The sequence below is a fragment of the Vibrio sp. RC2502 genome, assembly GCF_054850435.1.
The window spans coordinates 1,708,085-1,724,506 of sequence record NZ_CM141453.1 but is presented as its reverse complement, the minus strand read 5'-3'; the positions used below and the strand labels follow the sequence as shown (position 1 = coordinate 1,724,506).

The window sequence follows — 16,422 nt, the reverse complement described above, 5'->3', positions numbered from 1 at the left end:
AAACGTCTTAAAACGAAAAAAATCCGACCATCTTTAGCATATTAATCGCGCCGAATGATGAAAAATAACAGCATCAAAACGGCCTGGGTCACTCTGTTTTCATGACTCGTCCGCCGAATTCGCAACAAGCACAATAGGATTATTCATTCAAATGGCTAATGGATTTATTACCGCTTTGATGACGGATTTTGCTCACCGTTGCCAAATAGAACAACTGGTTTTTGATGGCGACGATTGCTGTCATCTTTTGATTGACCAAGACACGGCAATCACTGTGCGTGCTGAGGATGATCGCCTGACGCTCATTGGCTTGATTTCTGGCGACAAACCAGAACATGACGTGATGCTGCAATACATGAAAGCGTCGCTCACTCAAGGCTCACCAGCCGTTTACTGGGACGAGGACGTCGGTTTTGTTGGCTTTGTTCATCTAAGTCAGCAATGGCTGGATGCAGCGATGTTAGATGAATCTCTCGGCAATTTCATTGAGTGGTTAAAAAGCACGACAAACTCAACAATCAGTGACGAGCCAAGCGCGCCAGTGATGGATGCTAACCAATTCTCTACATTAAGGGTGTAAATCATGATCAGTTTTGGAAATGTGAGTGCATTGCAAGCGGCGATGCCACAAGCTCGTAATGAGATTCTAAATGAAGGCAAACTCAGCATTGGTGGTAAGGAATATACGATCAATGCTGCTACTCAAGAGTTTACACGCGCAAACCCTACAAGTGGTGCAGTCGCGCGCTTCTTTGAAGCTACTGGGAAATTATTTCGTGAAGGCAGCACGCAGTCTGTGGCAAAAGCGATCACAAAAGCAGTGTTTGACAACGAACAGGGACAAGCTCAGCGTTTGCAAACATCGTCTTCTGTCGAGCATGGTCAGATGTTGTTTAAAGACGCGAACCTCAAAACGCCTTCAGATGTTCTGAATGCGTTTGCGAAGTTGGACAGCAAAATGGTGAAGTCTCACGCTGCTGAGCTGAGCCAACTTGCCGAACGAGCCATGACAGAAGTGATGCTAGAGACGGATTCTGGCAAGAAACTCAAAGCGCTGATTGGTGATGATGCCGTTAAGTCGCTCGCGGTGCGTGTGGTGAAAGATTACGGTGGTGGCGTGGCGGCTGCTCAGAAAAATCCAGAAGTACGCATCAACCAAATGCAAGCTGTCTTTGACATGGAGGTGATGCACCTAAAAGCAGCGCAGCGACATATTGAAGGGTTAGCAAGTACGGATTTAAACCAAGGTGTGTATGCAGAAGGTCTTCCTGAAGACGCTTTCAATAAAGCTGGCGTGACCAACAATGTTGAACGCGCAGCGGCTTGGATCATCAACGCTTCAAACTCAAAAGGGAACGATGCGGAAAACATCACGTCATTATTGAAAGAGTACGCCACCAACGGTAAAGACTTGCTGAATATGGACAACCTAAAAGAGTTGCATGCTCGTTTGGTACCAAATGTAGAACGCGATTACCGTGGGCCAAATATCTCTGGTGGCACATTACCATCTAGTATTGGTGGGGAAGGCATGTTGAAGCAACACATTGAAGGCTTTTTGAAAGAGAATCCAGTTGCGGACAAAGACCTCGGTAAACATTTGTTTGCTGGTGTGATTGGTTATCACGGCTTTACCGATGGCAACGGACGCATGGGGCGCATGCTTTATGCCATCGCTGAACTGCGTAATGACTCGTTCAATCCTCTGGCGATGAATGCCGAAAATAGCCTTCACGGTATCAAATAACTCAGCGCACCAAATACCAAATAACTCAGTGATTTTCGGTGTTGGTATTTGTATGTTGGTAAGAGCGGCGAACGCCGCTCTTTTTGTTGCCGCTGTTCATGCGATTCAATCTCATCGACTTTTAAAACGGCCAATAGCAATAAAATTCGGACGTTTAAATAAAGTCCAACTTCAAAGCTCACCCTAAAATGTCCCTCATCGTTATGCGCTTACTTCAATAAGCCGTCATCAAATTTAACAGGACACAACATGGATACCGGAAAGATCAATATTCTTCTCGCAGAGCTAGGGGATTCACTCAACCTTGAGCGTGTTACAGAGTTTGAGCATCAAATGTGGTCGCTCTGTTTCAGCGAAGATAACGCTATCGATGTGCAATTTGTGCAAGAGAAGAACGAGGTGCTTGTCTCAAAAAGTCTAGTGGTAGAGAAAGATATTCTCACCGCCGACAAGCTCCAAGTGCTGCTGGAATACAACTTTTTGTATCGCGAAACGGGCGGAGTGCAGTTTTGCATCAACCCAACCACCAAAGACATTTTGCTTCAAATCGCCATCACGGCAGACACCGAGATCAGCCAATTAGCCAACGTGATCAGTCAGTTGAATGAGTTGAGTGACACTTGGGTGCAACTGTTCCAAAACAACACGGTTGTCGATTTTAGCCAACAAACTGGCTCACACCCATTTATTCAAGTTTAAGGTTTTTACATGGTTAATATCAATACGTCACACATGCAGTCGTTGAGCCAGCTGACGTCACATTTAGCGACACAGAATCAAGCGGACGATAAAGAGATTCGAGCACACAACGGCAAAGACATTTTCGTAAAAGAAGGGGCGCCAAAAAACAAAAGCGTGAGCGCTCGTATTAGCCATCAGAACAAAGCGAAAGACATCGTGGTGAATCTGCTCACCAAGCAGGGCATTCCAAAAGATGTGGCGAAGCAAATGCTACAAAACGTGCTCAATGGCGAAAATAAACTGACGCTCGGCAATTTGAAAAATCTTGAAAGATTGTCGTCTGGCCCAAGTTCGCATTGGCCTGCCGCACAAACCGACACCTCGTCTTCCAAAACCAGCAAAGCCTCATCCAGCGTGGCGCTGATCAACGAGCACAAAGACAACCTTCAAAAGCTGGGGGATTTTGCGTGTACAGACTTAAATACGTTTGGTCAAAAAGGGTCGCAGTTTTATGAAACAAAAGGCGCGCCAAGGCTAAAAGCTCTTTACGCGAATCAAGCACGAATCGCGCAAGACCAAAGAGCGACCATGTCTGCCAGCGCTGTTCAAGCTGCCGCTCAAAGAGGCAATGCTCCGCAGCTAAGTACATTACAGAACATTGCTAAGTATGTACAAAATGCCAAGGCAGGTTGCTGTACCACATTTGCTTTCGCTGCCGCTGCTGAAATGATTCAAGGCATGTCGGGCACACCAGAAAACCAGCCAAAAGTAGAAGTTGTGGCGTTTAAAAAAGGCCATTCTGGCACGCACCTTTATGTATTGGTAGGGAGACAAGAAGGCAGCGACATTAAAGACCCATCGACATGGAATAAAGACGTAAAAATCGTCGATCCTTGGGCGGCGTCAGCATTTGGTGCGACCATGTTCGGTGATGCCCAACGCCCGCCAGTATCGAACATGTTCCCACCAACAGAAGTGATTTTCGATAGCCACAAACTCGGTTAATCGAGGTTTGTATGTTGATTTGACTTCGAACATGAAAATCGAACCCGTAAGAAAAGAGCAGCTGAGTGTTGCTCTTTTTTTTATTTATAAACCAAATAGTTAAATTGAGGTTGTATCTGAGGTCATCGTCACAAAGAAACGGTGAAAGTGACAAAAATAAAACCATTAGCGACATCGTCAAAATAGGAATCGGTGTTCAATAGAGTGACGGAAACAAGAGGAAAGATTATGAACACGATTCAACCGCTACTCGATGAGTTTTGTCGTTTAAATGAATTACCACCGCTCATTCTAGAAGATGGAAATCGTTGTCAGCTTCTCGTTGATGATCGATTCGTGCTGTACTTCACCGCCACAGAAGATGACGCCTTAATGCTCTCTGTTGCGTTTGGCGGCTTAGAAAAATCGGGAGAGTTGCGCATAAGAGGCTTAGAGCTATTAGCTCGCGCAAATTACCAAAGAGTAGGCAGTGGCAACTTGGCGTTATCGCTCGCCCCGAACGGTCGACAACTTGTCTTAGCGGGTCGCCAACCTACCGAGCATCTTAACTCAGCCAATCTGACAGTTTGGTTCCACGAAATCATCGAACAGACCGAACTTTGGCAAGCGCGTTTTGCCATGTTGGATCAAGATCTTTCAGCCACTTCAAATCATGAACAAAGTCATGTTCAACCACTGCGTGTGTAGGAGGGAGTTATGGTGAATACAACGCAAAAAATCAGTCAAAGCCCAGTACCCGATTTGGAACAGTTTCGTGCCATTGCCGCGCAAAAAGATGACCGAGTAATCAGCAAAAGAGGCGAAGTCAAAGAGCCATCTACGTTCCATAAAGGCCACAAGTTTGCTTCTGTTAGCGAAGGCGTATTAAGAAAAAAATACACCAAGTTCTTCCAAGAAAACATCAAAACGCACCTCGACTTGAAGCAGGCACTGCTTAAGGAAGAAAAACCAGAAACCGCACTTTTGGCTTATTCATTAGTCAGTCCGTCAGGCTACCGAGGAGAACCATTAACCGAGCGAAAAATCTTGGAAGTGGTGAGCCTACTTGATGAAGTAAAAGTCGACGGTGACACCTATCAGCAGCTCAAAAATACGTTTGATTCGATCAGCAAAGATCCGCGTATGCAAGTCAGTTTGGAAAACCAGTATCCGGGGAAAATGGACGGTTTCGGCGCGCAGTTGTTGGAAATGGGAAAAGAGAAGCTGAAAGGCTCGGGTGTTAACGCTGCCATCAATTTGGCGTTACCCGGCGTAGGCTTACTCGTCGCCACAGGGCGTGAACTTCATAAAGCGTCCGTCAATGGCGATGCCGAAGCGTATCATCATCAACTGGAACAAATCTCGCAGTTGCCGGGAAGAGATCAGCGCTTATCGATGCCAATGCAACAAACGTTAGCCATTGGTCACGCGATGTTGTCGGCTGAGGGCGCTGTTGGTGCCACACTTGGCATGGCGACAGGTGGTTTGGGTACGTTTGGTGTAAGCTCCGTGGCGACGGCAGGGGTTACGCCGATAGCAAAAGAAGCCATTGGAACTGCTTTAGCCACTGGCATTATCAGCGGCGGGGGCTTTGTTGCTGGCCAAGCTGGGGCGTATGGCTTAAATAACGAAGTGCAAGACCAACTCAAACAAGGGCCAATGTCTGGTGTGCTGCCACGTTTGGAAATTTCAAACGTGAAGGGCGATTTCACTTTTAGCATGCAGGAGCCGGCGGCAGTTCGCGCACTGATGGCGTATCTTGGTCCTAAAGAAGATACATCAATGAGCTCACCTCAAGCGCCAAAAGAAGCGCAAGAGATGGAAGCCGCACGCTTAACACTCAAGCAAATGCTTGGCTCAAGCCCGAATGAACACCTCGTTCCAGATGTCGATTCACTGCTTAAACTGAGCGATGAAGACATGCCAAGTCAGACGGAATCTACGGCGAACGGTGCATTTAAAAAGCTGTTAAGTGAAGATTGGGATTGGCTGATGCCTGCTGTCCGAGCAATGGATAAAGGTGAAGCGAACAAAATCAACGAGAAGTTGACGTACAAGCTGCCTTTGGACGCCGCCAACGGGCGTGTGTATCTCGATAAGAGCCCGAACTTAAGTGACGCCCAGCTTGACGCATTAGATAAACTCGGCTCACCAAGCCAGTTACGACTAATGTACTTAGCCGAAGGCTGGATTTAAAAGAAAAGGGAGCATTCGCTCCCTTTTTGCTTATTGCATCGACGCTTACAGTGCCATGTTTAACGTGAACTTATTGATTGGGGTTGAGATGGTCAAACGCGGCTAACATTTCGTCTGTAGATAACTGGTCTCCCATTCTTCCTCGTTTTACATATTGATGCTCGAAGCTTGTTGCGCCTTTGGCTCGAACTAATGCAGCAAATTCGTCAATAAAGTGTTGTTCAAATTTACTATTGAACGAGTTAAACAATATGACCCGTTTGTTGGTTAAATCGTTGTCTTTCACAAATTGCCAAATAGGTGGGGCTGGACTGTATAACCAAATAGGAGAGCCGAGATAAACCGTATCGTAAGAGGAGAGGTCGATATGCTGTGGGACGATCTCTGCAACATTACTTCTGGCATCTTTCAACGCACTTATCCATCCTGGAATGCCGAGCTCGTAGCTTTTGGCAAAAATTTCATAAACATGCCCATTTGTTTTGTTGGCAATATGTTCGGACAGAGTGGCGGTATTTCCTGAGCGAGAGAAAACGACGATTGCGGTTATAGACTCATCGGTTAACGAGCGCTGCAGATGTTGCTGCTTTTGTTTGTGCTTGCGGTATTGTGAGTTTTCGATTTGAGTAACGACGAGAGCAACCACCATCAAAAGTACGAACAATATAAATAGAACGATGAGCGTCCATCGAAACATAGTCACTGACCTATGGCTATTAACTGGGAAATAGGAATAACAGAGAAGTAAGAGTGCGACCGGTTTGGTGGCACTCTTGATTTCAGATTACTTCAAATGCTTATCCAAGAAGGGCGAGACTTTCTCCATTGCCATTCCAACTGCTTGTGGATGGTCATACAACTCATAGTGAGACCAGTTTTCTAAATCAACTAGTTGGCGATCCTTTGACGCGACAGCTCGACCATAAACCTCCTGCCCATCGCGATAAGCGCCAAACGCTCCCACTTTTTGACCAATCACGGTCATCACTGGTTGAGTTAATAAAGTTTCAGTGAAGGCAAAAGCATCCCAACTTAGGGTTTTCTGAGCATGAGAAAACAACATGCGCGTGGCTCCGCCTTCAGTCTGTCCGCGAGGCGTTTTATAGTAGTCAGTCGCCTCAAACACATCGCGCTCAGTTAAGCCATTTTCTTTGGCAAACTCTAGGTTTGGTGGAAGAAGTTCGTTGACTTGTAATTCTCCGCCGCGAGCTTCAGCGGTACGCTGTGCCGCCATTGCTTCCAGCGTGCCGTTTGGGTTGTACAAGCTGAATCCTTCACGGAATAAGCGTCCCACATTGACTGGCGTAATGCCAACGACCGCTTTCAAACGTTTTTCTGTTAAAGCGGCACTGATGACATAAGCCCCGCCACCGCAAATTCCCAAGCCACCAATTCGAGTTTCATCGACATACGGCAGGGTTACTGCGTAGTCGATAACGCGACTGATGTCTTCAACGCGTTGGCTTGGGTCTTCAACATAACGAGGTAACCCTCCAGATTCACCTTGAAAACTCGCATCAAAGGCGATCACAACGTAACCAAGTTCAGCTAATGCTTTTCCGTATACCGCGCTTGACGTTTGCTCTTTGCAACTGCCAAATGGGTGAACGCTTATCATGGTTGGGTAACGTTTGGATTCATCAAAACCTTCAGGTAGTAGAATAAGTGCCGCTATATCCCAAGCCATATCTGCGTTTCTAAATGTTACTTTTTGAGTGTTCATATCTTTGTTCCTAGTTTCAAATTTGGCTCGAGATCGCAGAGCCAAACTATCTGGTATCTCAAATCAATCTGTTAAAGCGTGCGTTGGAAAAACGGCGCTAGAGCTCCAATCGCTTCTGCGATAGGGGTTTCACCATCATAAAGATCCATGTGATTTGCGCCGTCAACGACATACATATGTTTATCCGTACTTGCCGCTCGTTCCATTAGGTCATCGCTCATCCATTTGCTGCCAGCCTCGCTACCGACAACGGTCAGCAATGGCTGAGTCAAGAACGCTTCTGCTTTAAAAAACGCATCGTAAGTGATGATTTGATTCAAACTACGTGCAGTTGCAAAGCCCGGCGCTGTGCAATAAGCCGCGCGGTCGGTGTGGTAATACTCCCACGCTTGGCGTAACTCTTCGTTTGGCGCGTCTTCTTCTTTTAACGGCGCCATTGGGATTGTGACAAACTCAGCGCCGCTCGCGTCTGAAGTTCTGGCGAGTGATCCCGCCTCGATGTAAGGGATGGCGTCGCTGTCTTTCACACTGTTATCCCAACCATTACGGAACATTTGACCGATATTAACCATGCTGACGGTACCGACAGCCTTAATTCGGCGGTCATTAATCGCTGCGTTCGCGGTGTAACCGGCACCTGCACAAATCCCCATTGCACCAATGCGTTCGTTATCTACGTAGTCAAGAGTGGTGAGATAATCGATAACGGCACTCACATCTTCGGTACGAATGTGAGGGTTTTCTAGTTGGCGAGGCTCACCTGTACTTTCGCCCTGAAACGATGCGTCGAATGCGATAGTCACGAAACCATGTTCTGATAGTTTTTTCGCGTAGGTTCCCGCTGTCTGCTCTTTAACGCCGCCACCAGGATGAGAAACTACAATGGCAGGATACGGTTTAGATTCATCAAAGTTTTCAGGAACGTTAATCACCGCTGCAATAGAGATACCCAGACCATTTAGATTTTTGAAAGTAACTTTAGACATAACGAAATTCTCCTGTAGCGTTTCACTGTTTTGTCTCGTGGGGCGTAAGCCTTGAGTTAATACTAGTGAACGAACTGTATTAGATAAATATCGTTTTACACACATGACTGTTAAGTTATACTTAACAAATGGCTATTGAACCTTCCCTAATATCTTCACTAACGTGGTTTGCGCATGTAGCGCGCCATCGTAGTTTTACGAAAGCCGCCTCCGAAATGGGAGTGACGCGGGCTGCATTGTCGCAGCATGTGAAAGGGCTAGAAAAACAACTTCAAGTCAGGCTGCTAAATCGCACGACACGAAACATGTCTCTGACCGAAGAAGGGCAGCGCTTGCTCGACACCCTTCATCCTTCATTGACCAATATTGAGCAAGCCCTAAATTCGCTGAATGATTTACATATCGAGCCTGCGGGGCTCATTCGTATTAGCGTGTCTAGAACAGCCGCTCGGCTTCTTATCGAGCCGCACTTGGGGGAGTTTTTATCTCGTTATCCGAAAATACGTTTAGAGCTGATCATGGATGACGGTCTGACAAATATTGTTGCGGAAGGGATGGATGCAGGAATACGTTTAGGTGTTAGCTTGGATGAGCACATGGTCGCGATTCCAATCACTCCAAATCTGACAAATGCGATAGTCGGTTCACCAGATTACTTCAAGCGATATGGCAAACCTGAAACGCCGAATGACTTAGAGCATCACAACTGCCTCGCGTACCGTTTTACCTCAAGTGGCACACTCGACCATTGGTCACTCACGTCTCCTGATGTTGATAAACATACTGTGATATTTGAACCGAAAGGCAATGCGGTGTTCAACGACGATTACAGCATGTTGCAAGCTGCTATTCAGGGTGTGGGACTTATCAAGCACATTGATTTATGGGTATTGAAGTATCTTGAAGAAGGGAAACTGGAGCGCGTTTTTGTTGATTGGTGTAAACCGTTTCCGGGCTTTTATCTCTATATCCCTTCACGTGAAAACATGCCCAAGAAAATCCGCGTCCTTATGGATTTTCTGATTGAAAAGCGCGCTGAGCTTTAGGTTTACAAGTAAATCGTACGCGCTTTCTGCAGACGTATCCGTGGTAGAAATGTTAAATCAACCTGAGTTTTATTAAGGACAAAGCGACGTACTTTGCCCTCTGAATAAAACTATCTTTGAGTACCATCAGATTCCAATGACGCCAGCCAACGGAGCACTTCTGCCGTGGCTTCAATTAATTCGCTTGGGATGTATTGGTCAACGTTGCCGTCGGCATAAAGCGCACGCGCCAATGGCACTTTTTGCATTACTGGCACGCCTTCTTCTCGTGCAATTGCAATCATGCGTTTAGCCATCGCATCGGTTTCCATCAGAGTGATGACAGGCAACGGTGTTTCGCCTTTTTTGTAGTACAGACCAACCGCGATGTGAGTCGGGTTTGTTACTAATACGTTGGAGCGCTTAACGTTTTCGCGTTGATTAGAAGCTTGAAGTTCTTGATGAAGCTGACGGCGTTTACTTTTGATTTCCGGGCTGCCTTCCATCTCTTTGTATTCACGTTTCACTTCGTCCTTGCTCATTTTGAGCTTCTTCGTGTGGTCAAACTTTTGGTAGGCAAAATCTGCCGCAGCGATCACAACAAAACCAACCGATGAAATGATCATCAATTGTTTAATCATAACTCCCGTCACCGCAGGGACGCATTCTAATCCACAAGTTGGAATTTGCATTAAGGTGTTGATGTTGCCCCGCAACGTAACCCAAATGATGCAGGAAAGCAGAGACACCTTGAGTATCGACTTGATGAACTCAATGACGCTTTTTAGCGAGAAGATGCGCTTTGCGCCCTCGACTGGGTTGATTTTCTTAATGTCGGGTTTGATGGACTCGCCACTAAAAAGAAAACCAAACTGTCCCATGTTAGAAAAAATCGCGATAAGCGCTGCGACCAAAATAATTGGCGCGAGGAGGTAAGCCATCTCTTTGGCGATAGCGATGGCAACATCGATCAATGCGTCTTGAAAGCCTTGATATGCGAGTTCGCTTGGCAGCAAAAGTAGGGCAGAGATGTGCGACATGTAGTAATCGGCAAAGGCGAACAGCACGGCGATGAGTGCCAGAATTAACGCCGAAGAGACGATCTCTTGGCTCTTTGCGACTTGTCCTTTTTTGCGGGCGTCGCGGAGCTTTTTGGCGGTGGGTTGTTCGGTTTTTTCACCACTCATAGAACATCCTAACCTTTATTTCCAAATCGTGTTGAGCTGATCGCCAAAGCGAGTGATGCCATAAAATAGTGCTTCAAAGTGATCCATCATTAATCCGAGATAGACGATCAATAACACACTCGCGATGGCACTTTTGATGGGCATCGCCAAGAAGAAAACGTTGAGTTGCGGCGCAAAGCGGCTGATCAGCGCAAGGCCAAATTCGGCTAAGAACATCGCGAGCACAAGTGGCGCCGACATTAATACACCAAGCCACATTAACTGTTGGAACTGAGCATAGAAAAAGCTTACCCACGCGTCCGTGACCATCGGAAAAAAGCCGAGTATTGGCCAAGTGGTGTAGCTTTTAAACAGAGCGTAGATAAATGCAACAAAGCCACCTCCAGAGAAGAACAAGGTGATCAATGTTTGGGTGAGTAACACCGCCGTTGGGGTGGATTGAGAACCCAGCGTTGGGTTGAACATGCTCGCCATCGCCGCACCGCGTTGGTTATCCACCAAAAAGCCAGTGGCTTCAATCGCCCAAAAAGGAATGGCTGCGACAAAGCCAATCAGCATACCCAGCAAGACTTCTTTACCTAGAATCACTATCAACCAAAGGCCGTCAGTTTCGGCGGGCAATGCTTGCTCGTTTATGACGGGAAAAATAAACAACGCAAGTGAGCAAAGTACGCCGTTACGGATCATTGCGCCGCCAAGCATCTGTTTACTCAAAATAGGCAGAAAGATAAAGCACGCCATGAGCCTAGGCAGCGTTAAGCTATAAAGAAACAAAGCTTGGTGTAAATCGTCGTAACTCATCGTATTTGTGGAATTTTATCCAGAGCGAGTGAGGCAAAAGCGTGCAGTTCTGCACCTAGCCACTGCGTTGTGATGAACAGGGTGATGATCACGGCAATGAGCTTCACGACAAACCCTAACGTTTGCTCTTGTACCTGAGTCAGTGCTTGGATCAGCGACACTAAGGTGCCGACTAATGCTGCGACCAAAATTGGTGGTAGCGACAAGAACAGAACCAAAGTGAGTGCTTGCGTTGTGAAATGGATGATTTCTGCAGGATTCATTCTCTCTCCTTCATCAACCGTAACTCAGCACTAAGCCGTGCGTGAGTTTTGTCCAGCCATCAAGCAAAACGAAAAGCAGTAACTTGAAGGGCAGAGAAATGGTCATCGGTGACACCATCATCATCCCCATTGCGAGCAGAATATTGGAAACAATCAAATCGATAGCGATAAACGGCAAGTAGAGTAGGAAGCCGATTTCAAAAGCCCGCGTTAACTCGCTGACCGTAAATGCAGGCAGCAACAGCAATAAGCTGTCGGATTCCAAACGGTCCACGTATTTTTGCGGCCACAGTGTGCGTGCTGCGTCGGTAAAAAATATCGCTTCGGTTTCACGAATGTGCTTTTTCAAAAACTCGCGATACGGCTGTAAACCACTTTCAATCAGGCCCTCAACGCTGGCAGAGTCTTCCAAAGAAATGTCGTGCTGTTTTACGTAGTCGTACGTTTCAAAGCCAACCGGTGCCATGATGAAAATCGACAAAATGATCGCCAAGCCATACAGCGCCATATTCGGCGGAATCTGTTGTACGCCAAGCGCATTTCGCAGCAGCGAAAACACGACCGCGAGTTTCACAAATGAGGTCGCCATCATGGCGATAAACGGGATCAATGCCAGCAACGCTAGGCTGACAATGAGGTTTAGCTCATCAGGTAACTGAATCATGCCGGCTCCTGAGTGCCGCCGAATAATTCAAGCACACGTACACCTAAATGATCGTTGACGTTTACCAGTTCACATTCACCAATGATTTTACCATTCGCGCGCAGTGTCACGGGCTTGGACACCGGTTGGTTGAGCTCGAAAACGTACCCAGGTTGCAGTTGGTTGAGTTGTTCCAGCGTGACGGTTTGGTGGCCGATGTCGAACGTGAGTTCCACAGGCAGTTGCTGGTGGTCTGTGAGTGTTTCGGATGTGTTTACGTCATTCATGTTGGTTTCTTTCTCAATGATGTAGAGGGTGTTGTCTTCAAGTTGACAACGCCACAGATTCTTATTGGATACCTGAACAATCGCTTGTTGCTGGGCGATGTAGCATTGGTCAAAAAAGATCACGTCTCCAAGCTCTAACGAATGGAATTGATTTAAGTCCAGGTGCGTTTTGCCAAGGCTTAGCCAGACAGGAAGGGCAATATGCTGAGTCAGTTGCGACGAGCATGGCGGCAGCGCATCAACTAAAACGCTTTGACCTTCACTTACCCACAAACAAAGTGATGCGCTCGGTTTGTTTAGCGTCAGCATTAAGGTATTGTGCTGCGTTTCGCTTTGTTCCAGCGGTTGTAATTTGCTGAGGATAGGTAACTGACCAAATAGTCGTTTGAACGCGTCAGCATGAGGCTCAATCTGCGTACTGAGCAGAGCTAACTGCAACGAGTTTGGGAGAGATTCAAACGCTGTCGCATTCAAAGTCAAGTGAAGCCATTGTTGCAGCTGCGCGGAACAAAAATCGACTTGAATGGTTTGTCCACCAACCAGAGTGGTCAAGCGGTAGCCAGAAAATTCCGGTTTTTGTGATGCGGTTATTGAGATGCTGTGCTCGTCACGTCCTTGAAAGTGGCATTGTTTAGCACAGAGCTGATTGGTCAGCGCAATGCTCTCGGCATCGACTGTTGGGATGGTTAATTTCATTGATCCGCCTCGGGTTGCCATTCTTCATAAACGCTACGTTGTTGGCGTGATTGTTGTTGATCTTGCTGTGTGTGACCGTGTTGCGACGTCTGCTCGCTGATCGAGACGCGCAAAGGCTGTTCAAAGCCCATGCGGTTTAAACGTTCTGCCAGATCTTGCCTCGCTTGTTGATTGATGATGGAAAGCGCATGCTCTTGTCGAATCGTCACGCTATAACCTTGCGAATCTAACTTGATGTGGATTTCGCCACCTTTGAGTTGACCCTCGCTTAGAAACAATCGTATTTCTTTCTCATTCGATGCCGTTGGTAGGGCAACGTACACTTTATCCACCAATTGCTGAATCAGTTGGCTGACTTCACGAGTTGGTTGAGTAGGTTGTGGAGTCGAGATGCCTTTCAAAATCACATCGCCTTGAGTAATCGGTGTCGTGACTGGTTGATGCGTCGGCTTGTCATCGCTTTTTTCTGAATCCAGCATGGCTTTATCTAGCAATGTGCGCTCAGCCTTGCTCGCTTTGGGATGTTCATCATTCGGGAGTGGTGTTTTCAAATTGCGCGAATTAAAGCCAAGTGATGAGTCACCCTCATGCTTGTTTACTTCAGTTTTAGTTGCAGTTTTGTGCACAGCTGAAGTGACAGGATGAGAGGCGAGTGACGCAGAAGCCGCAGACGCAACGGTTGTTGATTCTAATGTTGACGCTAAAGCGTCGGATACCGTTTCCACTGTGTTCGGCTTCGTACCTACAGTAGGAATGTGCTTAGTATCTTTCGGCGACTGTGTCGACTCGTGTAACTCTGCTGTTTTAGCAGCCGCGAGTTCGGTTTTAGAATCATCATGATCTTCGGCCAAGCGTTCAAATGCGTCTTGCTCGTCAGCGTTTTTCTCACGCTTATTCGAAGGCTCCATTGGTAGTTTCTTATCACCGGTAGTAGGAATTCGAATGTCAGATTTCATGTGTGCGTCCATATCGCTTGGCGTTTTGTCTTGGGTGTTAAGAGCGATAGGTGACGACGTATCTGATTCGTTGTTTTTATTCTCTGTGACGGCGTCACCACTTTGAGCAAAAGCAGATTTCTCAGCAGTCTTACGCTGGTTGCTACCTGTCGAATGCAGTGACGCAAGAGAGCGCTCTGAGTAATTTTCAGTAAACGGTTTTTTAGCTTCTAAAGCCGCTTGATTGTTGGTTTCATTTGGCTGTGGTTTGGTTTGGTCTGGGTTTTCCTTGAGCGCACGCTCAAAACGCGATTGAAGCATAGCATGATCGTCAATCGGCATTGGAGATTGTGATGAATGAGGCTGCGTACTTGGGGTATCCGTACTTGGTTTAATGCGCATGATGAACCTTTAGATAATATCGACAGTGCGAAACTCTTCTTGCTCGAGTTCTTCTTGGTACTGTTGTTGGCGCGATTGTTCCGCGATTTCTTGTTGTTGCAACTGAACGAATTTTTCTTTGGTTTTATGGGCTTGAAGGGCCTCTTGTTGTTTTTGTTTTAGCAGAGTGCGCTCTTGTTCTAACGTTACTTTTACTTCTGCTACGCGCTGCTTGAGCTCGGCTTCCCGTTCTCTAAGTAGGGCGATTTCTTGTCTTAGCGTTTCCAACTCTTTAAGAAGCACGGTTTGCTGTTTGGCTTTCGCGAAGCGGCGTTCTTCTTCTTCCTGACGCCAAACGTGATAGTCCGCTACCGAGCGTTCTGCTTTTTGCAGCTCTGCCGCCACATTGGCAACTCGGTATTCTTGGCGTTGAACGGCTTTATCGGCGCGGTCTGCACGAATTTTCTTAATTTCTAATAATCGTTCGATCATTGACCTGCGATGCCTTTCAGTTGAGCGATAGCACCTTCAAGGTCGCTTGGCTCATGTGTGCCTTGACGTAAAAAGGTGCGAATATCGTCACGTTGCGCGATTGCCAGATCGGCACGCGGGTCTGCGCCATGTTGATACTCGCCGATTTTGATAAGCAGCTCGACTTCTTCATATTTCGCCAACATTTCACGCAGATGCGCGGCAGATGCTTGATGATTCGGCTCGACAATTTGGTTCATTACTCGGCTTGCAGAGCGGAGCACATCGATGGCCGGGTAGTGGTTCATCGCCGCCAATTTCCGCGAAAGGATAATGTGTCCATCCAGAATGGAGCGCGTTTCATCTGCGACAGGCTCGGTCATGTCGTCACCTTCGACCAATACGGTGTAAAGGGCAGTGATAGAGCCTTTGTCCGATTGACCGGCACGCTCCATTAGTTTTGGCAGCGCGGCAAAAACAGAAGGCGGATAACCGCGTCGAGTTGGTGGTTCACCAGCGGCAAGGCCAATTTCACGTTGGGCACGAGCAAAACGGGTGACGGAGTCCATCAGCAGCAAAACGCGCTTGCCTTGGTCTCGGAAATATTCGGCGATTGAAGTCGCAACGAACGCCGCTTTTGCACGCTCCATGGCTGGTCTGTCGGATGTCGCAACGACCAGTACTGAACGCGCCATACCGTCTTCGCCCAAGTCGTGTTCGATGAACTCTCGCACTTCTCGTCCACGTTCGCCAATCAGAGCCAAAACGGTTACGTCTACGTCCGCAGAGCGAATCAGCTTCGCCAGCAAGGTACTTTTACCGCCGCCAGCCGCAGCGAAAATGCCCATACGTTGGCCTTCACCACAAGTGAGCAAACCATCTATGGAGCGAACGCCAAGCGAAATTGGTTTTTCGATCAATTTACGCTGCATCGGTGGCGGGGCATCACGATAAACGGGATACCAAGCACTTGGCTCTTGGCTTTGCGCACCATCGAAAGGGCGGCCCAGTCCGTCGAGGATTTTTCCCAGCAAGTGATCGCCGACACCGACTTCGTGCATTTTCCCCATCGGGCTCACCTCGGTATTGGATGAAATGCCAAACATGTTGCCAAGTGGGGTAAGCAGCGCGTGATGTTGTTGAAAGCCGACGACTTCAGCCAACAACGATAAGGTTTGATCGGGATTGCGCAGCTCACACAATTCTCCAACGCGTACGCCCGGCACCACAGCCTTGATGATGGTGCCGGTTACTTGAGTAACGCGTCCGCGAATTTGGATCAAACGCGTTTGTTTGATCGCAGATTGCTGAATATCGGTGATGTATGAGAAATCGTTCAATGTAAAAAATATGCGCAATGATTGATGCTGGGAGAATAGAAAGGATGGGTTGGTATTTATAGTGAATATTGGTCGG

The 16,422-nt window shown here is 47.3% G+C and carries 18 protein-coding genes; 7 read left to right on the top strand and 11 right to left on the bottom strand.

Translation table 11 applies throughout. From position 1 onward, the window contains the following. Window positions 1–151: 151 nt before the first annotated feature. From ACYJZR_RS08180 to vopQ, 6 genes are all read left to right on the top strand, one after another. Entirely contained in the window at window positions 152–580 is a 429-nt protein-coding gene (locus tag ACYJZR_RS08180) for a CesT family type III secretion system chaperone (RefSeq protein ID WP_029559838.1), read from the top strand. 3 nt (window positions 581–583) lie between these two features. After that, on the top strand, window positions 584–1,747 hold the full coding sequence (gene vopS / locus ACYJZR_RS08175; protein WP_043038266.1) for a T3SS effector adenosine monophosphate-protein transferase VopS: 1,164 nt from the start codon (window positions 584–586) through the stop codon (window positions 1,745–1,747). A gap of 249 nt (window positions 1,748–1,996) precedes the next feature. Continuing rightward, window positions 1,997–2,446, top strand: a complete 450-nt coding sequence (locus tag ACYJZR_RS08170) for a type III secretion system chaperone (RefSeq protein ID WP_005464342.1) — start codon at window positions 1,997–1,999, stop codon at window positions 2,444–2,446. A 9-nt stretch (window positions 2,447–2,455) separates the two neighbouring features. Next, a complete protein-coding gene (gene vopR, locus ACYJZR_RS08165; RefSeq protein WP_005464656.1) occupies window positions 2,456–3,433 on the top strand; it encodes a type III secretion system effector VopR in 978 nt (325 codons plus the stop codon). A gap of 228 nt (window positions 3,434–3,661) precedes the next feature. Beyond that, complete coding sequence (gene vecA, locus ACYJZR_RS08160) at window positions 3,662–4,120, top strand: CesT family type III secretion system chaperone VecA (RefSeq protein ID WP_021486459.1); 459 nt, start codon at window positions 3,662–3,664, stop codon at window positions 4,118–4,120. 9 nt (window positions 4,121–4,129) lie between these two features. Then, window positions 4,130–5,608, top strand: coding sequence for a type III secretion system effector VopQ (gene vopQ, locus ACYJZR_RS08155; RefSeq protein ID WP_025638819.1), 1,479 nt, complete (start codon window positions 4,130–4,132; stop codon window positions 5,606–5,608). A gap of 70 nt (window positions 5,609–5,678) precedes the next feature. Here vopQ and ACYJZR_RS08150 read toward each other — a convergent pair whose 3' ends face one another. The 3 genes from ACYJZR_RS08150 to ACYJZR_RS08140 form a co-directional block, all read right to left on the bottom strand. Then, entirely contained in the window at window positions 5,679–6,305 is a 627-nt protein-coding gene (locus ACYJZR_RS08150; protein WP_461715799.1) for a flavodoxin family protein, read from the bottom strand. An 87-nt stretch (window positions 6,306–6,392) separates the two neighbouring features. After that, window positions 6,393–7,331, bottom strand: coding sequence for an alpha/beta hydrolase (locus ACYJZR_RS08145; RefSeq protein ID WP_024703751.1), 939 nt, complete (start codon window positions 7,329–7,331; stop codon window positions 6,393–6,395). A 71-nt stretch (window positions 7,332–7,402) separates the two neighbouring features. Continuing rightward, the gene (locus ACYJZR_RS08140; RefSeq protein ID WP_005477772.1) at window positions 7,403–8,317 is read right to left on the bottom strand and encodes an alpha/beta hydrolase; all 915 of its coding nucleotides are present in this window, start codon (window positions 8,315–8,317) and stop codon (window positions 7,403–7,405) included. A gap of 128 nt (window positions 8,318–8,445) precedes the next feature. Here ACYJZR_RS08140 and ACYJZR_RS08135 point away from each other — a divergent pair, with 128 nt between their 5' ends. Further along, on the top strand, window positions 8,446–9,363 hold the full coding sequence (locus ACYJZR_RS08135) for a LysR family transcriptional regulator (protein ID WP_023584200.1): 918 nt from the start codon (window positions 8,446–8,448) through the stop codon (window positions 9,361–9,363). Window positions 9,364–9,473: 110 nt separating this feature from the next. On the opposite strand, the gene vscU is transcribed toward ACYJZR_RS08135, so the two are convergent. Genes vscU through vscN form a run of 8 tightly spaced genes read right to left on the bottom strand, consistent with a single transcriptional unit; the run spans window position 9,474 to window position 16,346 of the window. Then, window positions 9,474–10,529 carry a SctU family type III secretion system export apparatus subunit VscU gene (gene vscU, locus ACYJZR_RS08130; protein ID WP_017448968.1) on the bottom strand — a complete coding sequence of 352 codons (1,056 nt, stop codon included), beginning with the start codon at window positions 10,527–10,529 and terminating at the stop codon, window positions 9,474–9,476. 15 nt (window positions 10,530–10,544) lie between these two features. Continuing rightward, entirely contained in the window at window positions 10,545–11,330 is a 786-nt protein-coding gene (gene vscT / locus ACYJZR_RS08125) for a SctT family type III secretion system export apparatus subunit VscT (protein ID WP_461715798.1), read from the bottom strand. Next, complete coding sequence (gene vscS, locus ACYJZR_RS08120) at window positions 11,327–11,593, bottom strand: SctS family type III secretion system export apparatus subunit VscS (RefSeq protein WP_005464497.1); 267 nt, start codon at window positions 11,591–11,593, stop codon at window positions 11,327–11,329. The genes vscT and vscS overlap by 4 nt, the downstream gene beginning before the upstream one ends. A 13-nt stretch (window positions 11,594–11,606) precedes the next feature. Further along, window positions 11,607–12,257, bottom strand: coding sequence for a SctR family type III secretion system export apparatus subunit VscR (vscR, locus tag ACYJZR_RS08115; RefSeq protein WP_005377232.1), 651 nt, complete (start codon window positions 12,255–12,257; stop codon window positions 11,607–11,609). Beyond that, entirely contained in the window at window positions 12,254–13,240 is a 987-nt protein-coding gene (gene vscQ / locus ACYJZR_RS08110; RefSeq protein ID WP_193302876.1) for a SctQ family type III secretion system cytoplasmic ring protein VscQ, read from the bottom strand. The genes vscR and vscQ overlap by 4 nt, the downstream gene beginning before the upstream one ends. Continuing rightward, a complete protein-coding gene (gene vscP / locus ACYJZR_RS08105; RefSeq protein WP_461715797.1) occupies window positions 13,216–14,556 on the bottom strand; it encodes a type III secretion system needle length determinant VscP in 1,341 nt (446 codons plus the stop codon). The genes vscQ and vscP overlap by 25 nt, the downstream gene beginning before the upstream one ends. Window positions 14,557–14,565: 9 nt before the next feature. Further along, window positions 14,566–15,027 carry a type III secretion system central stalk protein VscO gene (vscO, locus tag ACYJZR_RS08100; RefSeq protein ID WP_005464592.1) on the bottom strand — a complete coding sequence of 154 codons (462 nt, stop codon included), beginning with the start codon at window positions 15,025–15,027 and terminating at the stop codon, window positions 14,566–14,568. Further along, window positions 15,024–16,346 carry a SctN family type III secretion system ATPase VscN gene (gene vscN / locus ACYJZR_RS08095; RefSeq protein ID WP_461715870.1) on the bottom strand — a complete coding sequence of 441 codons (1,323 nt, stop codon included), beginning with the start codon at window positions 16,344–16,346 and terminating at the stop codon, window positions 15,024–15,026. Before vscN ends, vscO begins: the two co-directional genes overlap by 4 nt. Window positions 16,347–16,422: the final 76 nt, after the last annotated feature.